The organism is Ruegeria sp. BF12, from assembly GCF_056538705.1.
In genome coordinates this window covers 209,157-233,683 of the sequence record NZ_JBQFTP010000003.1, presented here as the reverse complement: position 1 = coordinate 233,683, position 24,527 = coordinate 209,157, and the positions used below count along the sequence as shown (strand labels likewise).

The 24,527-nt window shown below is 57.5% G+C and carries 31 protein-coding genes; 14 read left to right on the top strand and 17 right to left on the bottom strand.

Annotated elements, in window-relative coordinates; genetic code table 11:
• Positions 1–222: 222 nt before the first annotated feature.
• Both ACR0J0_RS06780 and ACR0J0_RS06775 read right to left on the bottom strand, forming a co-directional pair.
• Positions 223–1,008, bottom strand: coding sequence for an inositol monophosphatase family protein (locus ACR0J0_RS06780; RefSeq protein ID WP_480662332.1), 786 nt, complete (start codon positions 1,006–1,008; stop codon positions 223–225).
• Positions 1,009–1,104: 96 nt separating this feature from the next.
• A complete protein-coding gene (locus ACR0J0_RS06775) occupies positions 1,105–2,010 on the bottom strand; it encodes a LysR family transcriptional regulator (protein ID WP_480662874.1) in 906 nt (301 codons plus the stop codon).
• Positions 2,011–2,104: 94 nt separating this feature from the next.
• Between ACR0J0_RS06775 and metF the strand changes: the two genes are divergently transcribed.
• Both metF and ACR0J0_RS06765 read left to right on the top strand, forming a co-directional pair.
• Positions 2,105–2,971 (top strand): methylenetetrahydrofolate reductase [NAD(P)H], encoded by an 867-nt coding sequence (gene metF / locus ACR0J0_RS06770; RefSeq protein ID WP_480662330.1) that lies wholly within the window; start codon positions 2,105–2,107, stop codon positions 2,969–2,971.
• Between the two features lie 168 nt (positions 2,972–3,139).
• Entirely contained in the window at positions 3,140–3,790 is a 651-nt protein-coding gene (locus tag ACR0J0_RS06765) for a J domain-containing protein (RefSeq protein WP_480662328.1), read from the top strand.
• A 59-nt stretch (positions 3,791–3,849) separates the two neighbouring features.
• On the opposite strand, the gene ACR0J0_RS06760 is transcribed toward ACR0J0_RS06765, so the two are convergent.
• Positions 3,850–4,368: a YHS domain-containing (seleno)protein gene (locus ACR0J0_RS06760; protein WP_480662326.1), complete on the bottom strand. Its 519-nt coding sequence runs from the start codon at positions 4,366–4,368 to the stop codon at positions 3,850–3,852.
• A 250-nt stretch (positions 4,369–4,618) separates the two neighbouring features.
• Between ACR0J0_RS06760 and yghU the strand changes: the two genes are divergently transcribed.
• Positions 4,619–5,497 carry a glutathione-dependent disulfide-bond oxidoreductase gene (yghU, locus tag ACR0J0_RS06755; RefSeq protein WP_480662324.1) on the top strand — a complete coding sequence of 293 codons (879 nt, stop codon included), beginning with the start codon at positions 4,619–4,621 and terminating at the stop codon, positions 5,495–5,497.
• 53 nt (positions 5,498–5,550) lie between these two features.
• Here the strand turns inward: yghU and ACR0J0_RS06750 are convergent, their stop codons facing one another.
• Together ACR0J0_RS06750 and ACR0J0_RS06745 are read right to left on the bottom strand one after the other, a co-directional pair.
• Positions 5,551–6,339, bottom strand: a complete 789-nt coding sequence (locus ACR0J0_RS06750; RefSeq protein WP_480662322.1) for an SseB family protein — start codon at positions 6,337–6,339, stop codon at positions 5,551–5,553.
• Positions 6,332–6,919 carry a uracil-DNA glycosylase family protein gene (locus ACR0J0_RS06745; RefSeq protein WP_480662320.1) on the bottom strand — a complete coding sequence of 196 codons (588 nt, stop codon included), beginning with the start codon at positions 6,917–6,919 and terminating at the stop codon, positions 6,332–6,334. Before ACR0J0_RS06745 ends, ACR0J0_RS06750 begins: the two co-directional genes overlap by 8 nt.
• A 227-nt stretch (positions 6,920–7,146) precedes the next feature.
• Here ACR0J0_RS06745 and ACR0J0_RS06740 point away from each other — a divergent pair, with 227 nt between their 5' ends.
• The 4 genes from ACR0J0_RS06740 to ACR0J0_RS06725 are packed head-to-tail and all read left to right on the top strand — an operon-like array spanning position 7,147 to position 11,709.
• A complete protein-coding gene (locus ACR0J0_RS06740; protein ID WP_480662318.1) occupies positions 7,147–7,806 on the top strand; it encodes an ABC transporter ATP-binding protein in 660 nt (219 codons plus the stop codon).
• Complete coding sequence (locus tag ACR0J0_RS06735) at positions 7,784–9,358, top strand: KpsE/RkpR family capsule polysaccharide export protein (RefSeq protein ID WP_480662316.1); 1,575 nt, start codon at positions 7,784–7,786, stop codon at positions 9,356–9,358. The genes ACR0J0_RS06740 and ACR0J0_RS06735 overlap by 23 nt, the downstream gene beginning before the upstream one ends.
• A 5-nt stretch (positions 9,359–9,363) precedes the next feature.
• A complete protein-coding gene (gene kdsA, locus ACR0J0_RS06730) occupies positions 9,364–10,197 on the top strand; it encodes a 3-deoxy-8-phosphooctulonate synthase (RefSeq protein WP_480662314.1) in 834 nt (277 codons plus the stop codon).
• A 15-nt stretch (positions 10,198–10,212) separates the two neighbouring features.
• Positions 10,213–11,709 carry a phosphomannomutase/phosphoglucomutase gene (locus tag ACR0J0_RS06725; RefSeq protein WP_480662312.1) on the top strand — a complete coding sequence of 499 codons (1,497 nt, stop codon included), beginning with the start codon at positions 10,213–10,215 and terminating at the stop codon, positions 11,707–11,709.
• A 53-nt stretch (positions 11,710–11,762) separates the two neighbouring features.
• Here ACR0J0_RS06725 and ACR0J0_RS06720 read toward each other — a convergent pair whose 3' ends face one another.
• Positions 11,763–13,721: an AsmA family protein gene (locus ACR0J0_RS06720; RefSeq protein WP_480662310.1), complete on the bottom strand. Its 1,959-nt coding sequence runs from the start codon at positions 13,719–13,721 to the stop codon at positions 11,763–11,765.
• Positions 13,722–13,816: 95 nt separating this feature from the next.
• Here ACR0J0_RS06720 and rimO point away from each other — a divergent pair, with 95 nt between their 5' ends.
• Positions 13,817–15,211, top strand: coding sequence for a 30S ribosomal protein S12 methylthiotransferase RimO (rimO, locus tag ACR0J0_RS06715; RefSeq protein ID WP_480662308.1), 1,395 nt, complete (start codon positions 13,817–13,819; stop codon positions 15,209–15,211).
• A gap of 52 nt (positions 15,212–15,263) precedes the next feature.
• Positions 15,264–15,734: a hypothetical protein gene (locus tag ACR0J0_RS06710; RefSeq protein WP_480662306.1), complete on the top strand. Its 471-nt coding sequence runs from the start codon at positions 15,264–15,266 to the stop codon at positions 15,732–15,734.
• Between the two features lie 29 nt (positions 15,735–15,763).
• Here ACR0J0_RS06710 and ACR0J0_RS06705 read toward each other — a convergent pair whose 3' ends face one another.
• Positions 15,764–16,120: a diacylglycerol kinase gene (locus ACR0J0_RS06705; protein ID WP_480662304.1), complete on the bottom strand. Its 357-nt coding sequence runs from the start codon at positions 16,118–16,120 to the stop codon at positions 15,764–15,766.
• Between the two features lie 138 nt (positions 16,121–16,258).
• Positions 16,259–16,441, bottom strand: coding sequence for a hypothetical protein (locus ACR0J0_RS06700; protein ID WP_239337354.1), 183 nt, complete (start codon positions 16,439–16,441; stop codon positions 16,259–16,261).
• Positions 16,442–16,655: 214 nt separating this feature from the next.
• Here ACR0J0_RS06700 and ACR0J0_RS06695 point away from each other — a divergent pair, with 214 nt between their 5' ends.
• Positions 16,656–16,898, top strand: a complete 243-nt coding sequence (locus tag ACR0J0_RS06695; RefSeq protein ID WP_480662302.1) for a CDGSH iron-sulfur domain-containing protein — start codon at positions 16,656–16,658, stop codon at positions 16,896–16,898.
• Here ACR0J0_RS06695 and ACR0J0_RS06690 read toward each other — a convergent pair whose 3' ends face one another.
• The 5 genes from ACR0J0_RS06690 to ACR0J0_RS06670 all read right to left on the bottom strand — a co-directional run bounded on the left by ACR0J0_RS06690 (position 16,899) and on the right by ACR0J0_RS06670 (position 18,832).
• Entirely contained in the window at positions 16,899–17,159 is a 261-nt protein-coding gene (locus tag ACR0J0_RS06690) for a DUF6455 family protein (protein ID WP_480662300.1), read from the bottom strand.
• Positions 17,156–17,428, bottom strand: coding sequence for a DUF6455 family protein (locus tag ACR0J0_RS06685; RefSeq protein WP_480662298.1), 273 nt, complete (start codon positions 17,426–17,428; stop codon positions 17,156–17,158). Before ACR0J0_RS06685 ends, ACR0J0_RS06690 begins: the two co-directional genes overlap by 4 nt.
• Positions 17,416–17,691 carry a DUF6455 family protein gene (locus ACR0J0_RS06680; RefSeq protein WP_480662296.1) on the bottom strand — a complete coding sequence of 92 codons (276 nt, stop codon included), beginning with the start codon at positions 17,689–17,691 and terminating at the stop codon, positions 17,416–17,418. Before ACR0J0_RS06680 ends, ACR0J0_RS06685 begins: the two co-directional genes overlap by 13 nt.
• 68 nt (positions 17,692–17,759) lie before the next feature.
• The gene (locus ACR0J0_RS06675) at positions 17,760–18,128 is read right to left on the bottom strand and encodes a YigZ family protein (RefSeq protein ID WP_480662295.1); all 369 of its coding nucleotides are present in this window, start codon (positions 18,126–18,128) and stop codon (positions 17,760–17,762) included.
• Positions 18,125–18,832: a M48 family metallopeptidase gene (locus tag ACR0J0_RS06670; protein ID WP_480662293.1), complete on the bottom strand. Its 708-nt coding sequence runs from the start codon at positions 18,830–18,832 to the stop codon at positions 18,125–18,127. Before ACR0J0_RS06670 ends, ACR0J0_RS06675 begins: the two co-directional genes overlap by 4 nt.
• Before the next feature lie 123 nt (positions 18,833–18,955).
• On the opposite strand from ACR0J0_RS06670, the gene ACR0J0_RS06665 reads away from it, so the two are divergent.
• Entirely contained in the window at positions 18,956–19,204 is a 249-nt protein-coding gene (locus ACR0J0_RS06665) for a hypothetical protein (protein WP_480662292.1), read from the top strand.
• On the opposite strand, the gene ACR0J0_RS06660 is transcribed toward ACR0J0_RS06665, so the two are convergent.
• Positions 19,192–19,467, bottom strand: coding sequence for a DUF167 domain-containing protein (locus ACR0J0_RS06660; protein WP_480662290.1), 276 nt, complete (start codon positions 19,465–19,467; stop codon positions 19,192–19,194). The two genes, ACR0J0_RS06665 and ACR0J0_RS06660, sit on opposite strands and share 13 nt — an antisense overlap.
• A 138-nt stretch (positions 19,468–19,605) precedes the next feature.
• On the opposite strand from ACR0J0_RS06660, the gene ACR0J0_RS06655 reads away from it, so the two are divergent.
• Entirely contained in the window at positions 19,606–20,184 is a 579-nt protein-coding gene (locus ACR0J0_RS06655) for a nitroreductase family protein (protein WP_480662288.1), read from the top strand.
• Positions 20,184–20,879, top strand: a complete 696-nt coding sequence (locus tag ACR0J0_RS06650) for an EI24 domain-containing protein (protein WP_480662872.1) — start codon at positions 20,184–20,186, stop codon at positions 20,877–20,879. Before ACR0J0_RS06655 ends, ACR0J0_RS06650 begins: the two co-directional genes overlap by 1 nt.
• 3 nt (positions 20,880–20,882) lie before the next feature.
• Here ACR0J0_RS06650 and ACR0J0_RS06645 read toward each other — a convergent pair whose 3' ends face one another.
• On the bottom strand, positions 20,883–21,158 hold the full coding sequence (locus ACR0J0_RS06645) for a DUF1467 family protein (RefSeq protein ID WP_480662286.1): 276 nt from the start codon (positions 21,156–21,158) through the stop codon (positions 20,883–20,885).
• A gap of 21 nt (positions 21,159–21,179) precedes the next feature.
• A complete protein-coding gene (mce, locus tag ACR0J0_RS06640; protein WP_170490274.1) occupies positions 21,180–21,584 on the bottom strand; it encodes a methylmalonyl-CoA epimerase in 405 nt (134 codons plus the stop codon).
• Between the two features lie 134 nt (positions 21,585–21,718).
• Between mce and ACR0J0_RS06635 the strand changes: the two genes are divergently transcribed.
• Positions 21,719–22,435 carry a response regulator gene (locus tag ACR0J0_RS06635; protein WP_480662284.1) on the top strand — a complete coding sequence of 239 codons (717 nt, stop codon included), beginning with the start codon at positions 21,719–21,721 and terminating at the stop codon, positions 22,433–22,435.
• Between the two features lie 244 nt (positions 22,436–22,679).
• Here the strand turns inward: ACR0J0_RS06635 and aspS are convergent, their stop codons facing one another.
• Positions 22,680–24,455 carry an aspartate--tRNA ligase gene (gene aspS, locus ACR0J0_RS06630; protein WP_480662282.1) on the bottom strand — a complete coding sequence of 592 codons (1,776 nt, stop codon included), beginning with the start codon at positions 24,453–24,455 and terminating at the stop codon, positions 22,680–22,682.
• Positions 24,456–24,527: the final 72 nt, after the last annotated feature.

The window sequence follows — 24,527 nt, the reverse complement described above, 5'->3', positions numbered from 1 at the left end:
TCGACCTATTCGGAAACCGTTACTTCTCTCCCACCTGGTGAGCCTCTATCCCGACCATGCATTCTTGCCGCTCTTTAACGAACAAACAAATTAGTTTTTTTGAGCGTCGCTATGATGCGGTGCATTGTGGCTAATGAAGCCGGTCTGGCGTAACGCGCCACGCTCAAAGTAAAAAAGCGCGCCTAGGTCGGGGCGCGCTTGTTCAAAAGATATCCGAAATACCTAGCCTCGGATCACCTTCGCGAACTGGTCAAAGATAGGCTCATTCGAGCAGATCACTTCGCCATCGTCCAAAACGCTGCCTTCAGGGTTCAGCGCCTGAACAAATCCGCCAGCCTCTTTCACGATGATGATGCCGGCGGCAAGATCCCATGCGTTCAGGCGACGCTCCCAGAACCCTTCGTAGCGACCGGCGGCGACATAAGCCATGTCCAGCGCCGCGGCACCCCAGCGGCGCACACCTGCGCAAGCGGGCATCAGGCGGGCCAGATCCTGCAGGGTCGCAGGCAGGTCCGAACGGCCACCAAAGGGCAGACCGGTCGAGAAGATAGACTCGATCATTCGGTGGCGGCCCGAAACGCGGATACGCATGTCGTTCATCCACGCGCCTTCGCCCTTTTCGGCAAAGAACATCTCGTCCTTGGCGGCGTCATAGATCACACCGGCGACGATCTTGCCCTTGTGTTCCAGCGCGATGGAAATCGCCCAATGCGGCAGGCCGTGCAGGAAGTTCGTGGTGCCGTCCAGCGGGTCCACGATCCAGCGGCGGGTCGGGTCTTCACCGTCAATTGAGCCGCCCTCTTCGGCCAGCCAGCCATAGGTGGGGCGTGCGCCCAGCAGTTCCTCTTTCAGGATCGCCTCGGCGGCGATATCGGCTTTGGAGACAAAATCACCTGCGCCTTTCATCGACACCTGCAGGTTCTCGACTTCACGAAAATCCTTGACCAAAGAACGCCCCGCCTTGCGCGCGGCTTTGATCATGATGTTGAGATTTGCACTGCCAACCATTGTCCAAAGGCTCCTGTCCGGTCAAACCGCGCGTATACTGGGGCAATGCGCCCTTGCCAAGAGGAATGATGCGCATAACAGCCCCGCGTTTTTTGCCTATTGCTCTTGCAGCTTGCGCGCCTCGGTTCCGGCCAACTGAATCAGCTCTTGCACAAAGGGTTTTTCCAGGTCCTCGGTGCGCACCGCCGCATAAAGGCTACGGGTGATCCCGTCTTTGGTCAGGGGGCGGGTGACGTAGTCCGAATTGTACTTCACTTCGCGCACAACCCAGTCAGGCAACACCGAAATGCCGCGGTTCGACGCGACGAGCAAAAGGATCACCGCGGTCAGTTCCACCTGCCGGATCGTGGCCGGTTCAACCCGCGCCGGGATCAGCAACTGACTGAATACATCAAGGCGTGTTCGCTCCACCGGATATGTAATCAGGGTCTGTCCCCTGAAGTCCTCGGCCTCGATGTATTCTTTCTGCGCCAGAGGGTGCGACGACGCGGCGACAAAGACGGCGTCATAGTCGAATAGTTCGATGAATTCGATGCCTGGCAGGTCTTCGGGATCGGACGAAACGACCAGATCTACCTCTTCTTTCTGCAGGGCCGGCAGCGCGTCGAAGGCAAGGCCAGGCCGGATATCGACGTCCACATCACCCCAGGATTTCCGGAAAGATTCAAGCACTGGGAACAGCCATTCAAAACAAGCGTGGCATTCGATGGCGATGTGCATCCGCCCCGTTCGCCCGTCTCGCAACGATGAGAATTCTTGTTGCGTCGCCTCGACTTGTGGCAGAATCTGTTCCGCCAAGCGAAGCAATCGCAACCCAGCTGCCGACAGTTTCATCGGCTTCGAGCGGCGCAGGAACAATTCTACCCCGGCCTGATCTTCCAATCCTTTGATCTGATGGCTCAACGCGGATTGTGTGATGTTCAACTGATCCGCCGCGCGGGCAAGCCCACCGCATTCATGGATGGCCTTGATGGTTCGCAAATGGCGGAATTCGATGTGCATTGCAGTGATACTCATGTTGTTCTTGAATATTATGAGTTTGTCTCACAATGTCGAAGCTGGCACAAGGTCCTTGAACCAAACAAGTGAGGCCGAGATGACTAAGCCAGAAATTTCATTCGAGTTCTTCCCGCCCAAGACGCTCGAGGCCTCATTCCGCCTTTGGGACACCGTTCAGACACTTGCCCCGCTCGAACCGCGCTTTGTCTCGGTGACCTACGGCGCAGGCGGCACAACGCGGGAACTGACGCGCGACGCGGTGGCGACCCTGCACAAATCCTCGGGCCTGCCGGTTGCGGCGCATCTGACCTGCGTCGATGCATCCCGTCAGGAAACACTGGAGATTGCGGATACGTTCGCGCGGGCCGGCGTCCAGGACATCGTGGCCCTGCGCGGCGATCCACCCAGCGGTCAGGACCGTTTCGAGCCGCACCCTGACGGGTTTGCCAATTCGGTCGAGTTGATCTCTGCCCTGGCGGAGACTGAGATGTTCAGCATTCGCGTTGGCGCGTATCCCGATATTCACCCCGAGGCGCAAAATGCCCGCACGGATATCGACTGGCTCAAGGCCAAGCTGGATGCAGGCGCGGATGAGGCCCTGACTCAGTTCTTCTTCGAGGCCGAGACTTTCTTCCGGTTCCGTGATGCCTGCGAAAAAGCCGGCATTGATAAACCCATCGTGCCCGGCATTCTTCCAATCGAGAACTGGAAGGGCGCGCGCAACTTCGCCAAACGCTGTGGTACGCGCATTCCGGCATGGGTCGAACAGGCGTTTGAGAAAGCCATTCGCGACGATCGTGAGGATTTGCTGGCCACAGCGCTGTGCACCGAGTTGTGCTCGGACCTTATCGAGGGCGGTGTGGACAAGCTGCATTTCTATACTCTGAACCGGCCCGAGCTAACGCGCGATGTGTGTTTTGCCCTTGGCATCACGCCACGAGTCGATCTGCAGAATGTCGCCTGATCTGACAAAGGGCCAAAATCACGCCGTTTTTTCGCCTCAAGCTCCGAAAACAATACCTGCACACGAATGAAATTGTTCCTGTAGTTACTTCAATTTCATGTGGAATTTGACAAATTCACAACCCTCCTGAAACTGGGGTTGTGAAGTGTTTTAATGAGTTAGTTGGGTATGGAAACTGCCGAAAAGTTCAGGGCCCGTTCAGACGCGTTGTATGCTCTGGGGTTGGATCAAAGCGCCAGTTCAGATGACATCAGAAATGCGTGGCGGAATATTGCGTTCCACGGCCACCCTGATCAGGCAAACGGTGATAGCACTGGATTTACCCGCGCCAAAGAAGCCTATGACCTTCTGCGCAAGGAAGGGTTGGCGGGCAAAGGCGCAGGGGCGGGAAAACCGCGGCGCCCGAAATTGCGCAGACGCGTGATCACCCTTGAAACTGCGGATATCGACGCCTGCCGCGCACTGCTGAACAAAGCACTGCCAGACACAAGCGACGAAACCGAAACGTCGAAGCCAGATCAGTTGTGCAAATCCGATCACATTCCCGATGCGGTCGGTTTTTTCGGCCGCCACGTGACGTTTTTTGTTTCTACACCGGTCTACCAGGGGGCAAATCGCGTAGCTTTGCCGACATCAGTTCTGGCAGGGTCGCGCCGGACAGAAACCGAAGTGCTGAATTTCCAGTCAAATAACTCTGGCGGCGGCGAGGTTGTCGTTCCCGATGCTATAACGGCCCGGACATTCCCCGGCGCCAAAAGCGTTCGGATTCGTTTCGAAGCCGACCAGCAGATGCGCGACGAATTCTGGTTGGCGCATTAATCATCGCGAAGAAAAGCCCGACTGAGGTCCAGCCGGGCTTTGGTGTCGTGAGTGGCCACTTAGTTTGTGACAGGGCCTTCCGAAGTGAATTTCGGGATGACGCTGGTCGATGCGCCATCAGGTTCGATACCGGGCCAGTTGCCTTCGGCGATATTGATGTTGCCAGGAACGTCTTCTTCCCAAAAGCCGACAACAACATCGGTGATGTTCAAATACAGCTTGTCATCCACAATGCGCCACAGGTTCGGGTTTGCCGGAACCTTGCCGCCTTTCGACACGCCGTATGCGCAATGCCCGTCATATTGCGGGGCGTAATAGGCCGGGTTTTCCAGGAATTTCCCGCGGTTTTCTTCGGTCGAAAACGCCCAGGTGGCGCCATTATATTCTGCGGTGATGTTGGCATTGCCACGCACGCCTTCAGGCTGCGACTGACCGACAGGAACCTGAGCTAGGTCGCGATAAGCGACGACATCGTAACCGGATACGGCATAGCCGGTACCATCCACATACTGATCTCCGGCAAAGGCCGGAGCGGCAAAGGTCATCGCCGCAGCTACGGTCAGGGCAAAACGTTTCATAGTGGTCAATCCTTTTGTCCTCAGGGTTGTTGATTTGCCCGTATGAGCGGGTCTGAACAGACAATAGGTGATTTTGATTTGATGCGCAGTCCCGCTCGCGGCGCTGTGACGACGAATGAGAAAACGTGAGAAGTCGGATGTGGTTTGTTACAAAACGGCCCCTGCGTCGGGGGTTGGACTCGGCGCTTTGCAACATTAGCTGTTGTGACGGACGGACAATTCACCTGCACTTTGCTAAGAAAGGCAAGAAATGAGCGAGCAACCGACCTATACGCCCCCAAAGGTCTGGACATGGGACAGCCAGAGCGGCGGCAGATTCGCCAACATCAACCGCCCGATTGCCGGTGCTACCCACGACAAGGACCTACCGGTCGGACGTCATCCGCTGCAGCTTTATTCACTCGCCACCCCAAACGGCGTAAAAGTGACCGTAATGCTGGAAGAGCTGTTGGCGCTGGGGCACGAAGGCGCTGAGTACAATGCCTGGCTGATCAATATCGGCGAAGGCGATCAGTTCAGCTCGGGATTTGTTGAGGCAAACCCGAACTCAAAAATTCCCGCGCTGTGGGACCGGTCGAGTGATGAGCCGACGCGCGTGTTCGAAAGCGCCTCGATCCTGTTCCACCTGGCCGAGAAGTTCGACGCATTCCTGCCCAAATCGGGTCCGGAACGCACGGAAGTCATGAACTGGGTGTTCTGGCAAATGGGCAGCGCTCCTTATCTGGGCGGCGGCTTTGGCCATTTCTACGCCTATGCTCCGGAAAAATGGGAATACCCGATCAATCGGTTTGCCATGGAAGCCAAACGCCAGCTGGATGTTCTGGACCGTGAACTGGCGAACAAGACGTATATCGCAGGCGAAGACTACACGATCGCCGACATGGCAATCTGGCCGTGGTATGGCCAATTGGTTCTGGGCCGTCTTTACAGCGCGGCAGAATTCCTGGACGTCGAATCCTACAAGAACGTTATGCGTTGGGCCAAAGCCATTGATGCGCGCCCAGCGGTACAGCGTGGGCGGATGGTCAACCGCGCGTTCGGCGAGCCGCATACCCAGCTGCACGAGCGTCACGAGGCCTCAGACTTCGAAACCCGCACGCAGGACAAGCTGGAGGCGGCTGCGGAATAACAACGCAATCGCCCTGCGCTCTACCGGTCGCGGGGCGATTTGTTTTCCACATCCTATTTTAGAATAGGCGGTTTATCGGGATCGCTGCCGGGTATCGTTTGCGTGGCAACGCGCACCTCGGGCTGAGGCAGATCGAAACGCAATCCAACGCGCGCCAGTGACGCGGCAACCGGATCATGCGGAGGAAAAAACCCGACATCCATGGCCCCTGCCTCGATCCCGGAAAATGTCAGCGCCTCGGACGCCGCTTTGGCAAGCGCTGCCTCTGCACCATCGACCGCCCCAACAAAACCCAATAGATGACCAGACCCGCCATCCTCTGCTTTGGTCCCAACCAGATAGGCCGCGTCTGCCAATCCAACCGCCGTGGCAAGCTTTGCGTCCAGCGCGGTCAGCAGATCGTCAGGCAACCCGGCCGGAGCCAGAAACTCCGCGAACCGCTGTTGCACTTCTTCCGGTCCGTGCTGCAACGTCTCAGCCAACCAGCCCAGCGCCTCGGACGGGATCAGCATCGATGACGGGGCGACCTCGAGGTTCAGGCCCAACCCGATCCCCTGCCCCGTCAGCATGGACGACAGCGCCCGCCCGGACAGCGCCACATAGGGCACCGGGCGTCCGGCAAACCGCGCCAGCCGGTCTTCTCGGTCAAAGACCAGCACAAAGCGCCCGTCGGCGACGTCGAACAATTCGGGCGAGATATTCTCGCCCTTCGCCTCTTCGGTCAGCATCAGGAACAATTCGCTGTCAGCCAGCCGTTCGAAAAAACGCAGTCGCGCGGCATCGTCCTGCGGGTTAGCCTCCATCGCGGCGTGGGCGGCATCCAGAGCTGTGGCTTCAGTCATTCAGAACCTCTTGCACCCGGGCGCGCAAATCCGGCAGAAGGTCGGCTTGGAACCACGGGTTTTTCTTCATCCATGCCGTATTCCGCCACGACGGATGAGGCAAGGCAAAGACGCGCGGCGCATGGTCCCGCCAGTTGCGAACGGTTTCCGTGACCGAGGTGCGGGCTTTCAGATGGTATTTGTGAGCATGCCCGCCAACCACAATCGTCAAAGGTATATCCCCAAGCGTTTGCATCACCTTGTCATGCCACGTCTGCCCGCAGACCGGGGGTGGTGGTAAATCTGCTTTGCGCGCATTGTATCCCGGAAAACAGAATGCCATCGGCACGATGGAAACCAGCGAACGGTCGTAAAACACGGCCTCATTGATCCCAAGCCAGTCCCGCAAGCGATCCCCGGACGGATCGGTAAACGGCCGCCCCGATGCATGCACCCGCGCACCAGGCGCCTGGCCCGCAATCAAAATCGGAGTTCCGGACCGAAACCAGACCACCGGGCGCGGTTCGTGCGCAGTCTCTGTCGCGGCAAAGCGATCAACGCAGAGGCGACAGGATGAGATTTCTTTCTGAATTGAATTCATCGGATCGCAAGGATTAGTGCTTCAAACTGGTTGACGGTCAGAGTGAAAGATAGTCAGCGCAGGGCACAGGGCCAACACATGAAAAAGTCACATTGCCAACAGCCAGCTTTTGGATGCATTGATCATGCGCTTCGTTTTTCGACATAATGTGGCCTATATAAACGCGTAGGATAACCACTGATTTGTCGGTGCATTCGGCACAACACAGGTACAGGCAGCAGGCGCAAATGCTGGAGTTTGAGAATGTCAGTAAGTCCTTCTGGACCGGAACGCGCCGCAAGGTGATCCTGGACAATGTCTCGTTCCGGATCGAGTTGGGCCGCTCGATCGGCATTCTTGCGCCCAACGGAACCGGAAAAACCACACTGATCAACATGATGGCCGGGCTGGAAAAGCCGGACGAGGGCGTGATTCGAAAATCCTGCAAAGTCTCGTTCCCGATGGGCTTTTCCGGTGGCGTTGCGAGTAATCTGTCGGCACTGGAAAACGCGCGCTACATCGCCAAAATCTACGGCATGGACCCTGACTATGTCGAAGCCTACTGTAGCTGGCTCTGCAATTTGGGAGAATACTTCAACCAACCGCTTGCCACGTATTCGTCCGGTATGAAGGGGCGATTTACTTTCGCATTGATGCTGGCGTTGGATTTCGACATGTATCTGATTGACGAGGGTATGCCGGCCTCGACAGATGTCGATTTCAACAGAAAAGCCGGCGACGTCCTTAGGGAAAAGTTGCGCACGACGACTCTGGTGATCGTGTCACACAGCCCTGACGTTCTGGAAAAATTTGCACGACAGGCCGCTGTTCTTGTAGATGGGCAGCTTCACATGTTCGACACCTTGGAAGAGGCAAAGCAGCTATATGACTACCAAACCCAAGGCTAGAATTTACAACTGGCGCCGCAAGCGCCGCAGCGAAGGCACAGCTGAGGCGCGCGCCGACGCCATATCGCGCATTCGCAAGGCAACTCAGCCGCCTGCTGCGGCCAATGACCCGCAGCCCGGAACCGAGCTGGATGCAATCAAGCGCGAGGGCCTGACAGGACGGCAATTGCGCATGGCGCGCAGGCTGGCTCAGAAAAACGGTCTTGCAGCGACCTCGGACTACGATGCGGTGCGCCTGCTGCGCAAAAAAGGGATCGACCCGTTTCAGCGCACGAACTTGTTGGACCTGGCTACCGAAAAGAAACGCGCCGAGGATAAGTCTCAAGACAAAATCAAGATCCATTTGCCGCAAACGGTCAACGAGGGCGCCCAGACTTTACCGGGCCCCGAGTTGTCGCCAGCGCAACGACGCGAATTCGAAATTGACCAGATACGAAAAGACATCGCGCGACGTCGCCGTCGCAAACTTTTGGCGTTGTTTGCGCGACTGGCCGTTTTCGTGTTCCTGCCCACGCTGATCGTCGGGATTTACTTCTACCGTCTGGCGACACCCATGTATGCCAGTGATTCTGCTTTCTCGATCCTTCAGGCGGACGGCGCCGGCGCATCCTTCGGCGGATTTCTGGCAGGCACACAGTACGCGACCGCACAGGATTCTGTCGCAACGCAGGAATTTCTGGAATCCAAAGACGCGTTGCTGAGGCTCGAGCGCGATATGGGCTTTGCCGAAATCTTCAAACAGGAGTGGATTGATCCGATCCAGCGGCTCTCACCCGACGCGACACTGGAAGAAACGTACAAGCTGTATAAGCGGATGATTACAATCGGGTACGACCCAAGCGACGGCATCATCCGAATGGAGGTCGCGGCACCGGCGCCGGAAATCGCGGTTGCCATCTCGGACCGCCTTCTGTCTTACGCCGAAGAGAGGATCAACGGCCTGTCCGAAGTAAAGCGCGAAGATCAGATGCGCGAAGCTTTGGCCAGTTTCGAAATGGCACAAGAAGAACGAAAAAAAGCGCAGGAAGACCTTATTGAGCTTCAACTGCAAGGCGCTCTTTTGGACCCGGAAAACGTTATTGCCGGCCTTCGCGGCCGCATTAACGGCATTGAAACCCAGTTGCAGGACAAAGAGCTTCAACTTGCCGCGCTGCTGGACAACCTGCGCCCCAACCAGGCGAAGGTCGACGGTGCCCGCGCAGATATTTCACGCCTCGAAGCTGTGCTTGAAGAGCTCAACGCGGAAATGCTGGACGTATCCGCTGGCGAAAACTCGCTTGCCCGCCTGAGTGTGCGGATTCAAATGGCGCAGGCCGATCTTGCCGCACGGGACATGATGATGCAGACGGCAATGCAGCAAATGGAAACCACACGGACCGAGGCAAACCGCAAAGTGCGCTATCTGACCGTGTCGGTGAAGCCGGTGCCAAGCCAGGAACCCACCTATCCGCGCAAGTTCGAAAATACGATTTTGGCTTTTCTGTTGTTTGCTGGTATCTACCTGTTGATCTCGCTTACCGCGTCAGTCCTTCGTGAACAGGTATCCTCGTAAGACACATGAAACATGTAAAAATCTCCGATCTCACGGTCGGCAATGATCTGCCTCTGACGATCATCGCCGGCCCCTGCCAGCTTGAAACCGCAGATCATGCGCAGATGATCGCTGGAAAAATGAAAGAGGCGTGCGACGCCGCAGGTGCGCAGTATGTGTTCAAAGCCTCTTACGACAAAGCCAACCGTACATCTCTGTCCGGAAAGCGCGGAATGGGGATCGACGCCGGGCTGAAGGTTCTGGATGACATCCGCAAGACCATGGGCATTCCGGTGCTGACCGATGTCCACTCCGAAGCCCAATGCTCGATCGCAGCCGAGGCAGTGGATGTCTTGCAAATCCCGGCCTTCTTGTGCCGCCAGACTGACATGTTGCTGGCTGCTGGAAACACGGGTGCTGTTATCAACGTCAAAAAGGGTCAGTTCCTGGCACCTTGGGAAATGCCCAATATCGTGACCAAGATCGAAAGTACCGGGAATACGAATATCCTGCTGACCGAGCGGGGGTCTTCCTTCGGCTATAACACTCTGGTTGCCGATATGCGGTCCCTGCCTCAAATGGCACAGACAGGCTACCCGGTGGTGATGGACGCCACCCATTCCGTTCAGCAACCCGGCGGGCAAGGCGGTTCCTCGGGCGGGCAGAGAGAATTTGCGCCAGTCATGGCTCGGGCAGCCGTTGCTGTCGGCGCGGGTGCGGTCTTTATGGAAACGCATCAGGACCCGGATAACGCCCCATGCGACGGGCCAAACATGATTTACCTGGATCAGATGCCACACCTCGTTGACACATTGATGCGCTTTGATGCATTGGCCAAGGCCAATCCGATTGAGATTTAGTCAAGAGCAATAGTTATGAATAAACCAATCCCCGAGGTGACTCCGAACACCTGGAGCTTTCTGCGCGACCCCATGATCAAACCGACCGGGTTCCGCGAATATGACGCGCGCTGGAAGTACCCCGAAGAGATCAATCTGCCGGGCATGACTGCGCTTGGTTTGGGTTTGGGCACACAAATGCGCAAACGTGGGATCGAGCCGGTGATCGCAGTCGGCAACGACTATCGGGATTACTCGCTCGCGATCAAGAACGCGCTGATCCTCGGGCTGATGCAGGCCGGTATTCAGGTCAAGGATATTGGCCCCGCTCTCAGCCCCATGGCCTATTTTGCGCAGTTCCATCTGGACGTTCCAGCGGTGGCCATGGTCACGGCCAGCCACAATCCAAACGGTTGGACCGGGGTCAAGATGGGCTTTGACCGCCCTCTGACCCATGGCCCGGACGAGATGTCGGAACTGCGGGACATCGTTCTGAACGGTGAAGGCGCAGCCCATGACGGCGGATCGTATGAGTTCGTGGACGGTGTCAAAGAAGCCTACATCGACGATCTGGTCGGCGACTTCAAAATGTCCCGCCCTCTGAAGGTCGTGTGCGCCACCGGCAACGGGACAGCTTCGGCCTTTGCGCCCGAGATTTTCGAACGCATGGGCGTCGAAGTGGTGCCAAGCCATAACCGGCTGGATTACACTTTCCCCAATTACAACCCCAACCCCGAAGCCATGGAAATGCTGCATGACATGGCCGGCTCGGTAAAATTTAGCGGTGCCGATCTGGCTTTGGGGTTTGACGGTGACGGCGACCGTTGCGGTGTTGTGGATGACGAGGGTGAAGAGATTTTTGCCGACAAGGTCGGCGTGATCATGGCTCGCGATCTGGCCAAACTGTATCCCAACTCGACTTTTGTGGCGGACGTCAAATCGACCGGCCTGTTCGCCAGCGATCCCGAATTGCAGGTTCGCGGCGTCAAAGCGGATTACTGGAAAACCGGTCATAGCCACATGAAGCGCCGGGTCAAAGAGATCAACGCGCTGGCCGGGTTTGAGAAGTCGGGCCACTACTTCCTGGCCGAGCCTATCGGGCGCGGTTATGACTGCGGGATGCGCGTCGCGGTTGAGATCTGCAAGCTGATGGACCGCAATCCGGACAAAAGCATGTCGGACCTGCGAAAGGCTTTGCCGAAAACATGGTCGACACCAACGATGTCGCCCTATGCAGCCGATACCGAGAAATACGACATCCTCAAACGGCTGGTCGACAAGTTGGTGGCCAAGGCGGACGCCGGAGACACCTTCGCCGGTCGCGCGATCAAAGAGGTTGTCACCGTCAACGGTGCCCGCGTCATACTGGACAACGGCAGTTGGGGGCTGGTGCGCGCGTCATCGAACACGCCCAATCTTGTGGTGGTTTGCGAAAGCAGCGAAAGCGACGAAGAAATGCGCGCGATCTTTACCGATATCGATGCTGTCATACGCACCGAGCCGGGCGTCGGCGACTACGATCAAACCATCTAAGCGATACCGCGTTTCGGGGCATCTGCCCCGAAACGCCGATCCGGCAGCGCGATTCAGTTACCGCCGAACAGCTTCAACAGTCCCTTATTCACTTCTTCTTCCAGTTTGTTCTTGATGGCGTCTTCGATCTGATCGCTGTCAGTGATCGTCGTATCCAGTTCCTCGCCGACCTTTTCAAAGACCTTTTGCTTGGCTTCATCCTCAAGCTCTTTGGCCTTTCCTTCAGCCGCCGCTTCAATGACCTTGGTCAGGTCCGGCTTGATCGACGGGTTGCTCCACGGCCCAACGATCCGCACCGGCACCGAGATACCGTTGCCCGAATTCGCCCGCAGCGCGACCGGCGTAAACAGATAGTCGATATCGCGATTTCCGATTCCAACCTGACCGGCTCCGTCAGCCCGGAAGTTGTCCAGTGACATCAACAAGTCGTCGTTCCGTAGTATGCCTTGATCCATGGTAAAACTGGCGGTCACGCTGTTAAACACGGTCGTACCCCCTTCGCCCCCACCGCGCCCCATCAGACGGTCCAGATCAAACCCCGAGATCACGCCTTTGCCCACGTCCAGACGCCCCCTGCCGCTCAGCGAGCGCATGATCTGGTCTTCGGTCTGGCCAACCCCGAGGAATTCGAACGACCCCGATCCGGTTCCGGACAGGCGTTCGACACCACCCAAAGCGGAAAGGGCCTGTTGAACGTTGATATCTTCCGCCTTCAGATTCCCGCCGACTGACAGTCCGTTCCGATTGTTGGCGACCACCTGCCCGTTCAAATGCCCCGAGAACAGCGTGGCGGGATTCATCTGCAGTACCGCCCGTGACCGATCAAGGTTGAGCGTCAGGTCGCTCGGCCCCAGTTTAAGCCCCGGCACGGCAATGGAGTTGGCCTTTAGGCGAATTACACCGTTTGCCAAGGCCAGCGCAGACGCATCGATTGGGGTGGTCGACCAGCCTTGGTCAGGCGAAGGCGCCGTGGACGCCCCGCTACTGCCGGCGGCAGGCGCGTCATTAAACCTTGTGAGATCAAGATCCCCGCCATCTAATCGCGCTGTGATTTGCGGCGGGTCAGAAATCACGATATCCGCCTCACCGCTCAGTCGATTATGATCCAGCTTGGCCACCATGTCGCGCAGAGAGACCCGCCCGTCAGTGGTATAGGTCATCTGCGCGGACAAATCAGCCTCGCGCCCAAGTCCCAGCGGCGCCCCTACACCCGCCTGTCCAAAAGCAGCCAGCATGCGTTCCGTATTCGTCGTTTTGGCGTTCAACTTGCCATCCATTTCGCCGGCCAGATTGACGCGACCATCGAAGCTGAACTTTCCTCCGGGCGCAGTCAGGGTCAGCGCGAGCGGCGTTACAACCCCCGATGCATAAGCCGGTAAATCCTGGATTTTGAGATCCACATCAACGTCCCCGCCAGGCACTGCCAATTTCGCCTTCACCTCCAGCGGCGCTGAAACATCAGGCCAACTGGCCGCCAGATCGACATTGGAAAAGTCGAATTTCGTCACACCGTTTTCGATGTAGACCAGGCGCGCATTTGTTAGCTTCAGGTGATCCAGCGTCACTTCGCCCTGCTGCTCTTGCGGTGTCGCGCCTCCTGCAGAGCTTGGGGGAACGGCCGTCGATGCGGGCGCCGAGAGTTCCCAGTTCCCACGACCGTCAGAAAGCTCCAGCCGCAGAACAGGATTATCGGCGATCACCCGCTTGATGCGCAAGTTGCCTGAGATCAGCGCAGCGGCATCGACCCCGACAGCCAGGCTTTCGGCGCTCAGCATTGGTTCCGAGCCAGCCCAGGGCGCGTTTCCAAAGCTCACGGGACCCGTCTCCATGCCCAATACGGGCCAGAATGACAGATTCACATCTCCCGACAGCTTCAGATCACGGCCCGTCTGGGCGCGGACCTGTTCAGCCAGAATCGCGGCCAGCTTGTCGCCAGGCATCAGCAACAGGGCCCCCACGACCAAGCCGAAAACCGCCACCAACAGGAAAAGGATGCGCACTAGCCACTTCATTATCTGCTCTCCGCCTTTTTCATGCGTTTAAAAAATATCATCCAAAGCCTGCGTCGCATTTGCAAGGGGAAGCGTTCCCCACTATATGCCGCGCCATGACCACGAACCCGCCAAACCTCCGCCCCGACCTGGCGCCAGCCGCCCGGATGCCTGAGACGCCACGTTCGAACCAGCCGACAATCGGTATGGTCTCTTTGGGATGTCCCAAGGCCCTTGTCGACAGTGAGCGTATCCTGACCCGCCTTCGTGCCGAAGGGTACGGGATATCTCCGGACTATTCAGGTGCGGATGCCGTGATCGTGAATACTTGCGGGTTCCTCGACAGTGCCAAGGCGGAATCGCTGGACGCGATTGGCGAAGCGCTGGTGGAAAACGGCAAGGTCATCGTGACCGGCTGTCTGGGCGCGGAACCGGATTACATCCGCGAACATCACCCGCGCATCATGGCCGTGACCGGCCCTCATCAATATGAACAGGTGCTGGATGCGGTGCATTCGGCAGTGCCGCCCGATCCTGATCCATTTGTGGACCTGCTGCCCGCAGCAAGTGTTCAACTGACCCCGCGCCACTACAGTTATCTCAAGATTTCCGAGGGCTGTAACCACAAGTGCAAATTCTGCATCATCCCCGACATGCGCGGGAAACTGGCCAGCCGCCCTGCCCACGCCGTGCTGCGCGAAGCTGAAAAGCTGGTCGATAACGGTGTGCGCGAGTTGCTCGTGATCTCGCAGGATACCTCGGCCTATGGGCTGGACCGGAAATACGACGTGAACCCGTGGAAAGACCGCGAAGTCCGCAGCCACATCACCGATCTGGCGCGTGAGTTGGGGCAGTTGGATGCCTGGGTTCGACTGCACTACGTCTATCCCTACCCGCATGTGCGCGAGCTGATCCCTCTGATGGCAGACGCGGGATGCAACATCCTGCCCTATCTGGATATCCCGTTCCAACACGCCCACCCGGACGTATTGAAACGTATGGCCCGCCCCGCAGCTGCCGCCAAAACGCTGGATGAGATCGCTGCATGGCGCGCGACCTGTCCGGATATCACCCTGCGGTCGACCTTCATCGTGGGCTATCCGGGCGAGACGGAGGCCGAGTTTCAGACGCTGCTGGATTGGATGGATGAGGCACAGCTGGATCGCGTTGGCTGTTTTCAATACGAGAACGTCGACGGTGCGCGCTCGAACAACCTGCCTGATCACGTCCCGGCTGAGGTCAAACAGGACCGCTGGGACCGGTTCATGGAAAAGGCGCAGGCGATTTCCGAGGCCAAGCTGGCCGCAAAGGTCGGCCAGACCATCGATGTGATCGTCGACGAGGTCGACGACGAGGCCGCAACCTGCCGCACCAAGGCTGACGCGCCCGAAATCGACGGAAACCTGTTCATTGATGAAGGTTTCGAGGAGTTGAAACCGGGGGACGTACTAGCCGTTGAGGTCGAAGAAGCTGGAGAGTATGACTTGTGGGGCCGAACCTGCTCGCATTAGCAAACACTCTTCCATGGGATCCATAAAATTGGTCAAGTTTCAGAGGATTGACTTGGAGCCGTTCGTTTCTGAATGGGAACATCAAAGAAAGAATTCTAAACAGTACGAAAGCGGATATTGGCCATTGGTCAAATTTGGTGAAACCGTAAACACCGACGACGATCTCGTAGTTCTCGCTCATGCGGTTTATGGTTGGATGCCAAAAATTCTGGACCGATTCGAGTTTTCCCAATCCTCGTTACCCGGCTTGAGATCAGGGGATCTGCCAAGCGAACCCCTAGTAAACCGCTCATGGATCGGAACCTCAAAATTGCTGCACTTTCTTGCGCCAACGATTTGGCCGATCTGGGACAGTCGGGTGGCCAAGCATTTTGGACTCGTCTACTACGAACAACAAAATAGGCGAGAAATATACTCAAACTACGCCACGTTTTTGCGCGAAGAAGCACTTCGTTTCGATAACCCCACCGAGTACAGTAATCTCAGGTTTCTGGAGCTTTGCCTGTTTTCTCATAGGACATGACGATTGTGCCAACCGCAGTTTGCCCCTGCTCAGAACTTTCCAACCAGTATAACTACCCAGGCAAGCCCCGCCGCCACTGCCGTTAGCGCCACTGCCGCACTGGCTGCATCCTTTGCTTGACCGGCCAATTCGTGATGATCCGTCGAGGTATGATCCACCGCCCGCTCGATGGCGGTGTTGAACAGTTCAGCCACAAGTACCAGTATCCCCAGCACAAGGATCAGGGCGCGCTCTGCCGTGCCAAGTGGCAGCCAAAACGCCAGCGCGCCTGATATCAGGTTTGCCCAGATCCAGGCACGAAACGAATACTCGCCGCGCCAAGTTGAAGTCAGACCTTGCCAACTCCAACGTGAGCGGTCCTTAAGGTGGGTCAAGAGATTTTTCATCGGCCTTCGTCTTAGTTTTAAGTGGAACTGAAACCGAAACAGAACTTGGTAGGCAAGAAAAAACCGCCCCAAAAAGGCGGCTTAATCAGTCAAGATGTGCGGGCGGCTAAAGCTCAGCCGCCCGCGGAATTCTTATTGTTAGACCGGGTTACAGACGGTCTGACCCGCTTCGGTCGTGGCCAGCGCGGTACCTGCCGGGCAGCTCGGCGTGCCGAACTTGTCGTACTCAGGCGTGATGTAAACCGGCGCAGGCTCCTCCTGCTGCGAGCATGCAGCCAGAACTAGGGCAATTGCGCTAACGGCAGCAAATTTAAGTTTCATGTCCGTCAATCCTCTAAAAATTTTTCATATTGCCCTACTACCTGGGGCCAGTGTCAAAATACGACCTCATTGATATTATTGCAACAAAATCAATCACGGATTTGTGAGAGCGGCGAATCCATGCTGCCGGAACGAAATTCGAAGCGCGTCCTACACCTCGTGTATTATTGCCCTAAACTTAATCGTCGACGTTAGCCAACTGCGGAGTAGCCACATGTCCGACACACCAAATATCGCCCAAAAAGGTCCCTTTCCGGTCGATGTGACCGAGGGGAAAAGCTATTTCTGGTGCGCCTGCGGCAGATCCCAACGACAACCTTTTTGCGATGGCTCACATAAGGGATCAGGGTTCGAACCCGTAAAATATACCGCTGAGAGCAACAAGAAGGTGTTCTTTTGCGGCTGCAAGCAAACGGCAAATCCACCGCTGTGCGACGGATCACATTCCAAGCTCTGACTACCTTTTCAAAGCGTTTAATTTTTGTGCGTTTGCACAGAATTCCGGTGCCGATCTGACCTCGGACTGTTGTGCTGACAACCATAATTCGCACTGGCCGCTGCACCCTGCAGCACGGCATCGGGTCACGATTTCTGCGTATTCATCGGCGGAAAGTCGCCCTTCGGCCATCGCTTCACTAAACGACACGTTCATGCATCTGGCCACCGAGCGGGTGAGCCAGAAGTGTTTTTGAACGTCTCCCAGAATATCCCGGGTCATTGGGTTTTCCGACTGTCTTGCTGCTTGAGGTTCGCAAACCGTGTGCGGTTCGGGCAGGTTCGCGGGGCTTCATTGGCGGTTTCATTGTGTTCCAGCCAGTTCTCGCAGGCGCAGGCCCATTCACACCCCTGGCACCGCCGAACCATATCGGCCCAGTCCCGCTGACTTAGGCGACCCTGTTCGTGCCCTGTCACGACGTCTGATCCAACCACCTGCCCCATGCGTAGCACGAGACGGTGATGCTCCATGATCCGCCCTAGTCGTTGCATTCGCTATCCGATGCTGATGTGAGACGGTCAAACAGCTCTTTGTTTTTGCAATACTCCGGTGTTTTCCCATCGTGATCAGATTCTGCCAACAGGCTCTCGCAATGGTCCGGGTTCGAGCAGGCACTGCACCGAATTACGGCGTCAGAAATCTGGTCAATCGTGACCTTTCCGCCGATTGCAGCATCCTCCAGATCGACCCCAACACGGGTTGCCATTTTGTCGACCAGCTCGGCGTGCCGTTTCAGAGTATCTTTGCCGGACATAGCATCCTCTCCCTGTCGCGCAGTTTGAACAGGATAGCGCAGCGGCCCGGGCAGGCCTTTGACTCAGGTCAAGACTCCGCTCCGATATGATCCAGATAGGCGCGGGTGGCATCCTGCACTCGGCGAAAGCGGTCTCCGCCAAGTTTTTTGCCGCCGTACCAACGGGTGACGATGATGACATGCCCGTCCAAACTCGCCCGCTCGAGCATACGCAGGATCACCATTCCGGCGCCGCTTTCCCCGTCATCCGCCTTGAGCGCGCCCGTGGGTAGGACTGCCGCCCACGTGTTGTGCGTGGCTTTGGCATAGCTTTTGTCGGACTTCAGGTCCCGCAGTACCGCATCGACATCATCGCGCGTTTGTACCGGCGCACCCGATACCGCGTATTTCGAACCGCGATCCGTCAGGATCACGCCAAGCCGTATCAATGAGGTCATTGCGTCAGTCCAAGTTGCCGTGCGGTGTCCTGGACTATCTGAACGCGCTTCGCATTTGGCGGGTGTGTTCCAAGAAAGCTATCCCCGGGATCTTGAATCCGGTCGAAGTACTTTGCGCCGATCAACGGATTGTACCCTGCGCGGTAGGTAATGATTGTTCCCAACTGATCCGCTTCCAGTTCGAATTCCTTGATATAGACCTGTGCCCCAACTTTTGCACCCAGCTTCTGCGCCTCTTCAACGCCTGACCCGTCTGCCCCACCCAACCGGGCCAGTTCACCGAAGATCACGGCGCTGTCACGTGCGTTCTGGGACTGTCTGGGGATGTGCCGCAGTATGTGGTGAGCAGCCTCGTGCCCCATCACGAAAGCCAGCTCATCCGCGTTTTCAGCGGATTGGATCATCGAACGGGTGAAGATGATGACCGGCTGATCCTTGTTATCGAGCGTTTGAAACGCATTGGCCGGGGCATTGGGGTTCAGGTCCACCAAAATAGTAAAGTCGCAATTCGGAACATTGGACGCCCGCAGGCATTCCTTTCGCGCCTGTTCACCGACCTGGCGACTGACTTGCTGGAACGCTTCGGCCTCGACCCTGAACCCCTCAGAACCCTGCGTCCATTCTGTCGCGGGTTGAACGCGCAATGTGTTGGCACCGCAGGCCGCCAGAAGCAGGAGGAGAAACAGACAGATCAGACGGCGCATTCATATCCCTTTTGAAACGGTAAGCCCGTTTTTCAAATCATAGCGTGGTGCCACAAGGACCGCCACATCCCGATTGTGGCCGAACGGGTTGCATTGAGATCGCATGCCCTGCACTCTGCCATTATGTTTTCGATTGAGCATGAATTCGACTCGACAGTCATTACTCTGGTGGACGAAGGCCCCAAGCCTTTGCACGAGGATGTCGTCATCAACAGCTTCGCCGAATGTGTGACGCTTGAACAATTGGACCCGCGCACGGATCAGATCCAAAAGATCACCCTGTCCCCAGAACAGGTTCGTGATCTGGCCGCGGCATTGGACTTGCCGGAAGGCGTGTACCAGATCCGGGAAACACCGGGTCAGGGCACATAGACGAATACCTTTTCCCGCGATGTCTGGCCACGCTTTAAGGTTAGCGTGGATGGCGCCACACCCATGGCCGCAGCAAGTATGATGCGAACGGCCTCGTTTGCCTTTCCGTTTTCCGGCGGCGCGGTGACATTGATGCGAATAGCTCCGTTCCGTAAGTTGATTCCATCTATCGCCGCCTTCGGTGTGACTTTGACCTGAATCGCGTCGCCCGGCACGGCGCGCGTTTTCAGATCCGGCACATTGCGCAACTTTGGCTTGGCCATCTTACCCCTCTTTTTCCCAAACACACTTGCACGAATGTCCAGGGAGTGAAATTGATCCCCTGCATCCAGCCGCTTGCTCTTGAAACCCGCCAGATGTTCAACCACATACACAACCGCCCATGTAAAGGAAGTTAACATATGTCCTTGAAAAATCCGGCCGCCCTTGAGTTTCTGAAAACGCGCCGGTCCCGCCCCGCGAAAACGCTGGTAGACCCTGCGCCTACGCGGGAACAGTTGCTGCCCCTTCTGACAACCGCCGCGCGCAGCCCGGATCATGGCAAGCTGGAACCCTGGCGCTTTATCGTGCTGGAAAAAGGCGCGATGCCCCGTTTGGCCAGGTTGACTGAGGAGTGTGGTGCTGCATTGGGAAAGTCGGCGGAAGACATCGCCAAAGCCCGCAGTCAGTTCGACATGGGCCATCTGGCTGTCGCCGTGATCGAAGTGCAAAAACCGTCTGAAAAGGTACCTGGAATCGAGCAGACCTATTCTGCCGGAGCAGTTTGCCTTGCCCTTCTGAACGCCGCACTTGCCGCGGGTTGGGGCGCCAACTGGTTGTCGGGCTGGCAGACACATGACCGGGATTTCTGCCGCCATGCGTTCGGGCTGAAAGATAATGAACGTGTCGCCGGCTTGATCCATATTGCGACCGAGGGTTCAGCGCCTCCGGAACGCCCGCGCCCCGATGTGGCAGCGCTTACCGAATGGGCCTCGGAATGATGATACTGAATGCCTTTTTCGCTGCGCTGGGCCAGATCGGAGATCCAAAGTTCCGGGCTGTCCTGCTACGTGGCGTCGGGCTGACGATCGTGCTTCTGGTCGCTGCCTGCGCGGCGGCAATCTGGCTGATCAACAGGCTGTCGGGTGATGAGATATCCCTGCCCTTTGTCGGCGCGGTTCCCTGGCTGAACGACGTCCTTAATTACTCCGGCATCTTTGTTGTTCTGATTCTACCGGTGTTCCTAATGGTTCCGGTAGCATCCGCTATTACGTCGATGTTTCTTGAAGAGGTCGCGCAGGCCGTTGAGGACAAGCACTACCCCTCTTTGCCCGCTGTACCCGGTATTCCATTCAGCGAAAGCGTGCGCGATGGGCTTAGCTTCATGGGCGTTCTGGTCGTTGCCAACCTGTTCGCCCTGATCCTGTATGCGATCTTTACGCCTCTCGCCCCGTTCATCTTCTGGGGCTTGAACGGCTTCCTGCTGGGGCGCGAGTACTTCACACTTGCAGCGATGCGGCGCGTTGGCCGCGAAGGCGCGCGAAAACTGCGTGCCAAACATACCGCGACTATCTGGCTGGCGGGAACGTTGATGGCAATACCGCTGTCGGTTCCGCTGGTGAACCTCGTGATCCCGATCATAGGGGCCGCCACGTTCACGCATATTTACCACAAACTGTCAGGCTCAATGGCCTGACAGTTAACCTCGCGGCTCCAACTGGTTCAACCAATCGAAGTCGCGCACTGAAATCAAACCTGAAATGATGATCCCCGCGATAATGGCCCAGAGCACCACCGAGATACCGGTGGTGATCCACATCTTTTTCTTCATGTGATGCACTTCCGGCGCGCCCGAATGAGTGCCGGGTACGATGTCCCCCAGATCACCCTGCGTCTTGATGCGGATCGGCAGCACCACAAGCAGGGTCATGAACCAGATCACGGCAAACAGGACCGCAGCAGCAGTAATCGTCATTTCATCCCCTCCGGGGTTTGGTTAAACCTGTTCTAGCTCGACCAGGCAGCCGTTAAAGTCCTTGGGATGCAGGAACAGTACAGGCTTGCCGTGGGCACCGATCTTGGGCTCGCCCGAACCCAGCACGCGCGCGCCAGTTTCCTTCAGGTGATCACGTGCGGCGATGATATCCTCGACTTCGTAGCAGACATGGTGGATGCCGCCTGCGGGGTTCTTTTCCAGAAACCCGTTGATCGGGCTGTCATCGCCCAGCGGATAGAGCAGTTCGATCTTGGTGTTGGGCAGTTCGATGAACACCACGGTCACGCCATGATCGGGTTCGTCCTGCGGGGCACCGACTTTGGCGCCCAGCGCGCTGCGGTATTGCTCGGACGCGGCCTCAAGATCAGGAACGGCAATGGCGACGTGGTTCAGACGACCAATCATGGAACTCTCCTCTGTTCTGCGTTGCAGCGGTTATGGGGGCTGTTCGGGCAAAGGACAAGTGCGCCAAATTGCCGTTAACGCCGTGTTAGCCAGAAGTTCCTAGCGTGAGGCATTTGCTGATTAGGAGTTCTGCCATGGACGATTCGAGCCCCTTCGCCTCCCCCGCGCAGCCGACCGCCACGCGGCCCCTGCTGGGACAAACCATTCTGGTTGTGGAAGACAGTCGCTATGTCTGCGACGCCATCCGGTTGATGTGCCTGCACAGCGGCGCGCGCATCAGACGTGCGGATTGCCTGCAGTCGGCGCGGCGGCACCTGCAGATTTATCGCCCCTCGGTCATCCTTGTGGACATGGGACTGCCTGATGGGTCCGGCGCTGACCTCATTGCTGAGTTGTCCGAAGCCACACCCCGTATCGGGGCCATTCTTGGCATGTCCGGGGATGACCATACGGAACGAACTGCGCTCAGGGCCGGTGCGGACGGCTTTCTGGTCAAACCGCTCAAGTCGTTGGCGTATTTCCAGACATCCATTCTCGAACGCTTGCCCGAAGATCGCCGCCCCAGCAGCCTGCACGCCGTCCGGAACGAAATCATTCGGCCCGACCCAATGGCCTATCAGGACGACATGGCACACATCGCCGATGTTCTGGCCGGTCCAAATGACCAGCGCACACTGGACTACGCGGCGCAATTCCTACGAGGCGTCGCACGAGATGCCGAGGATACGGTTCTGGCCGAAGCTGCGCAAAGGCTCGCCGAGTCCCGCGCCGGGGGCACGCCTGTGACCGCCGTGGCGGCTCAGGTCGCCGGAATCGTACAGAACCGTCTGGAACAGCGCGAGGCGATCTGAGATGGTGACTGCATATTTTGTAACCGCCACGATCCTATGTTTGTGGGTCTACTGGCAAACTCGCGCAACGGCGAGGAATATTCGCACCAGTCGAAAGTCATTGGAAGACCCGTTCAAGTAGGCAACCCTTTCGCGGACTTGGCGCGCATTCAGGTAGGTCGTGGAAATCACCGCGCAGGACGGCTGGCGGACCAACAACCAATTGAAAAACCCGCTGCAGATATTGCAGCGGGTTTTCTTATGCTCAATCCTGAGGGATAATTCTCAGACCCAGTTCCATCAACTGATCCGAGGTCGGATCAGATGGCGCGTCCATCATCAGATCCTCGGCGCGCTGGTTCATCGGGAACATCATGACCTCGCGGATATTCGCCTCATCGGCCAGCAGCATCACGATACGGTCGATCCCCGCAGCACAACCACCGTGCGGCGGCGCGCCGTAGTGGAACGCGTTGAAGAGAGCGCCAAAGCGGCTTTTCACTTCATCTTCGCCGTAACCGGCCAGTTCGAAGGCCTTCAGCATGATCTCGGGTTTGTGGTTCCGGATCGCGCCCGAAACCAGCTCATAGCCGTTGCAGGCCAGATCATACTGATAGCCGCGCACGTCCAGCGGATTGCCGTTCAGAGCCTCCATACCACCTTGCGGCATCGAGAATGGGTTGTGCTCAAAGTCGATCGCGCCCGTTTCTTCATCCTGCTCATAGATCGGGAAATCCACGATCCAGGCAAAGGCAAAGCGGTCTTTTTCGGTCAGGTTCAGTTCCTCACCGATAACGTCACGGGCTTTACCTGCAACCTTTTCGAAGGCTTTGGGCTTACCGCCCAGGAAGAACGCCGCATCGCCAACGCCCAGACCCAGCTGCTGACGGATCGCCTCGGTTCGCTCAGGCCCGATGTTCTTGGCCAGCGGACCCGCGGCTTCCATGCCTTCGCCCTGATCACGCCAGAAGATATAGCCCATCCCGGGCAGACCTTCCTTCTGAGCAAAGGCGTTCATGCGGTCACAGAACTTGCGGCTGCCACCGGTCGGCGCAGGGATAGCGCGGATTTCGGTGCCTTCCTGCTCCAGCAGCTTCGCGAAAATCGCGAAGCCAGACCCGCGGAAGTGGTCGGAGACCACTTGCATTTTAATAGGGTTGCGGAGGTCAGGCTTGTCGGTGCCGTACCACAGAGCCGAGTCCTTATAGGAGATCTGCGGCCACTCCTGATCGACCTTGCGGCCACCGCCGAATTCTTCGAAGACACCTGTCAGCACGGGTTGGATGGTGTCGAATACGTCCTGCTGCTCGACAAACGACATCTCAAGGTCAAGCTGGTAGAAATCGGTGGGCGAGCGGTCGGCACGCGGGTCTTCGTCACGGAAGCACGGCGCGATCTGGAAATATTTGTCGAAGCCCGACACCATGATCAGCTGTTTGAACTGCTGCGGAGCCTGAGGCAGAGCGTAGAACTTGCCCGGATGCAGGCGCGACGGCACCAGGAAGTCACGTGCGCCTTCGGGCGAGGACGCGGTGATGATCGGCGTCTGGTACTCGCGGAAGCCCTGATCCCACATGCGTTTGCGCATCGAGGCCACAACGTCCGAGCGCAGGGTCATGTTCTGCTGCATCGCCTCGCGGCGCAGGTCCAGGTAGCGATAGCGCAGACGGGTTTCTTCAGGGTATTCCTGATCGCCGAACACCATCAGAGGCAGTTCGTCGGCAGCACCCAGCACTTCCAATTCGCGCACGTAAACTTCGATCTCGCCGGTGGGCAGCTTCGGGTTCACCAACTCGGGGTCGCGCGCTTTGACGGTGCCGTCGATGCGGATACACCATTCGGAGCGGACTTTCTCCAACTCAGCAAAGGCCGCGCTATCGCCGTCGCACAGAACCTGTGTCACGCCGAAATGGTCGCGCAGGTCGATGAACAGGACGCCACCGTGATCTCGTACCCGATGCACCCAACCGGACAGGCGGACGGTTTCACCAACATTGGCGGCGGTCAGAGCGGCGCAGGTGTGGCTGCGATAGGCGTGCATGGATCATATCCCTTCGGGCGCAGAATTCGTCGCGCCGATACACCCTGTCAGGCTTGGAAAGTCAAGGCAGGT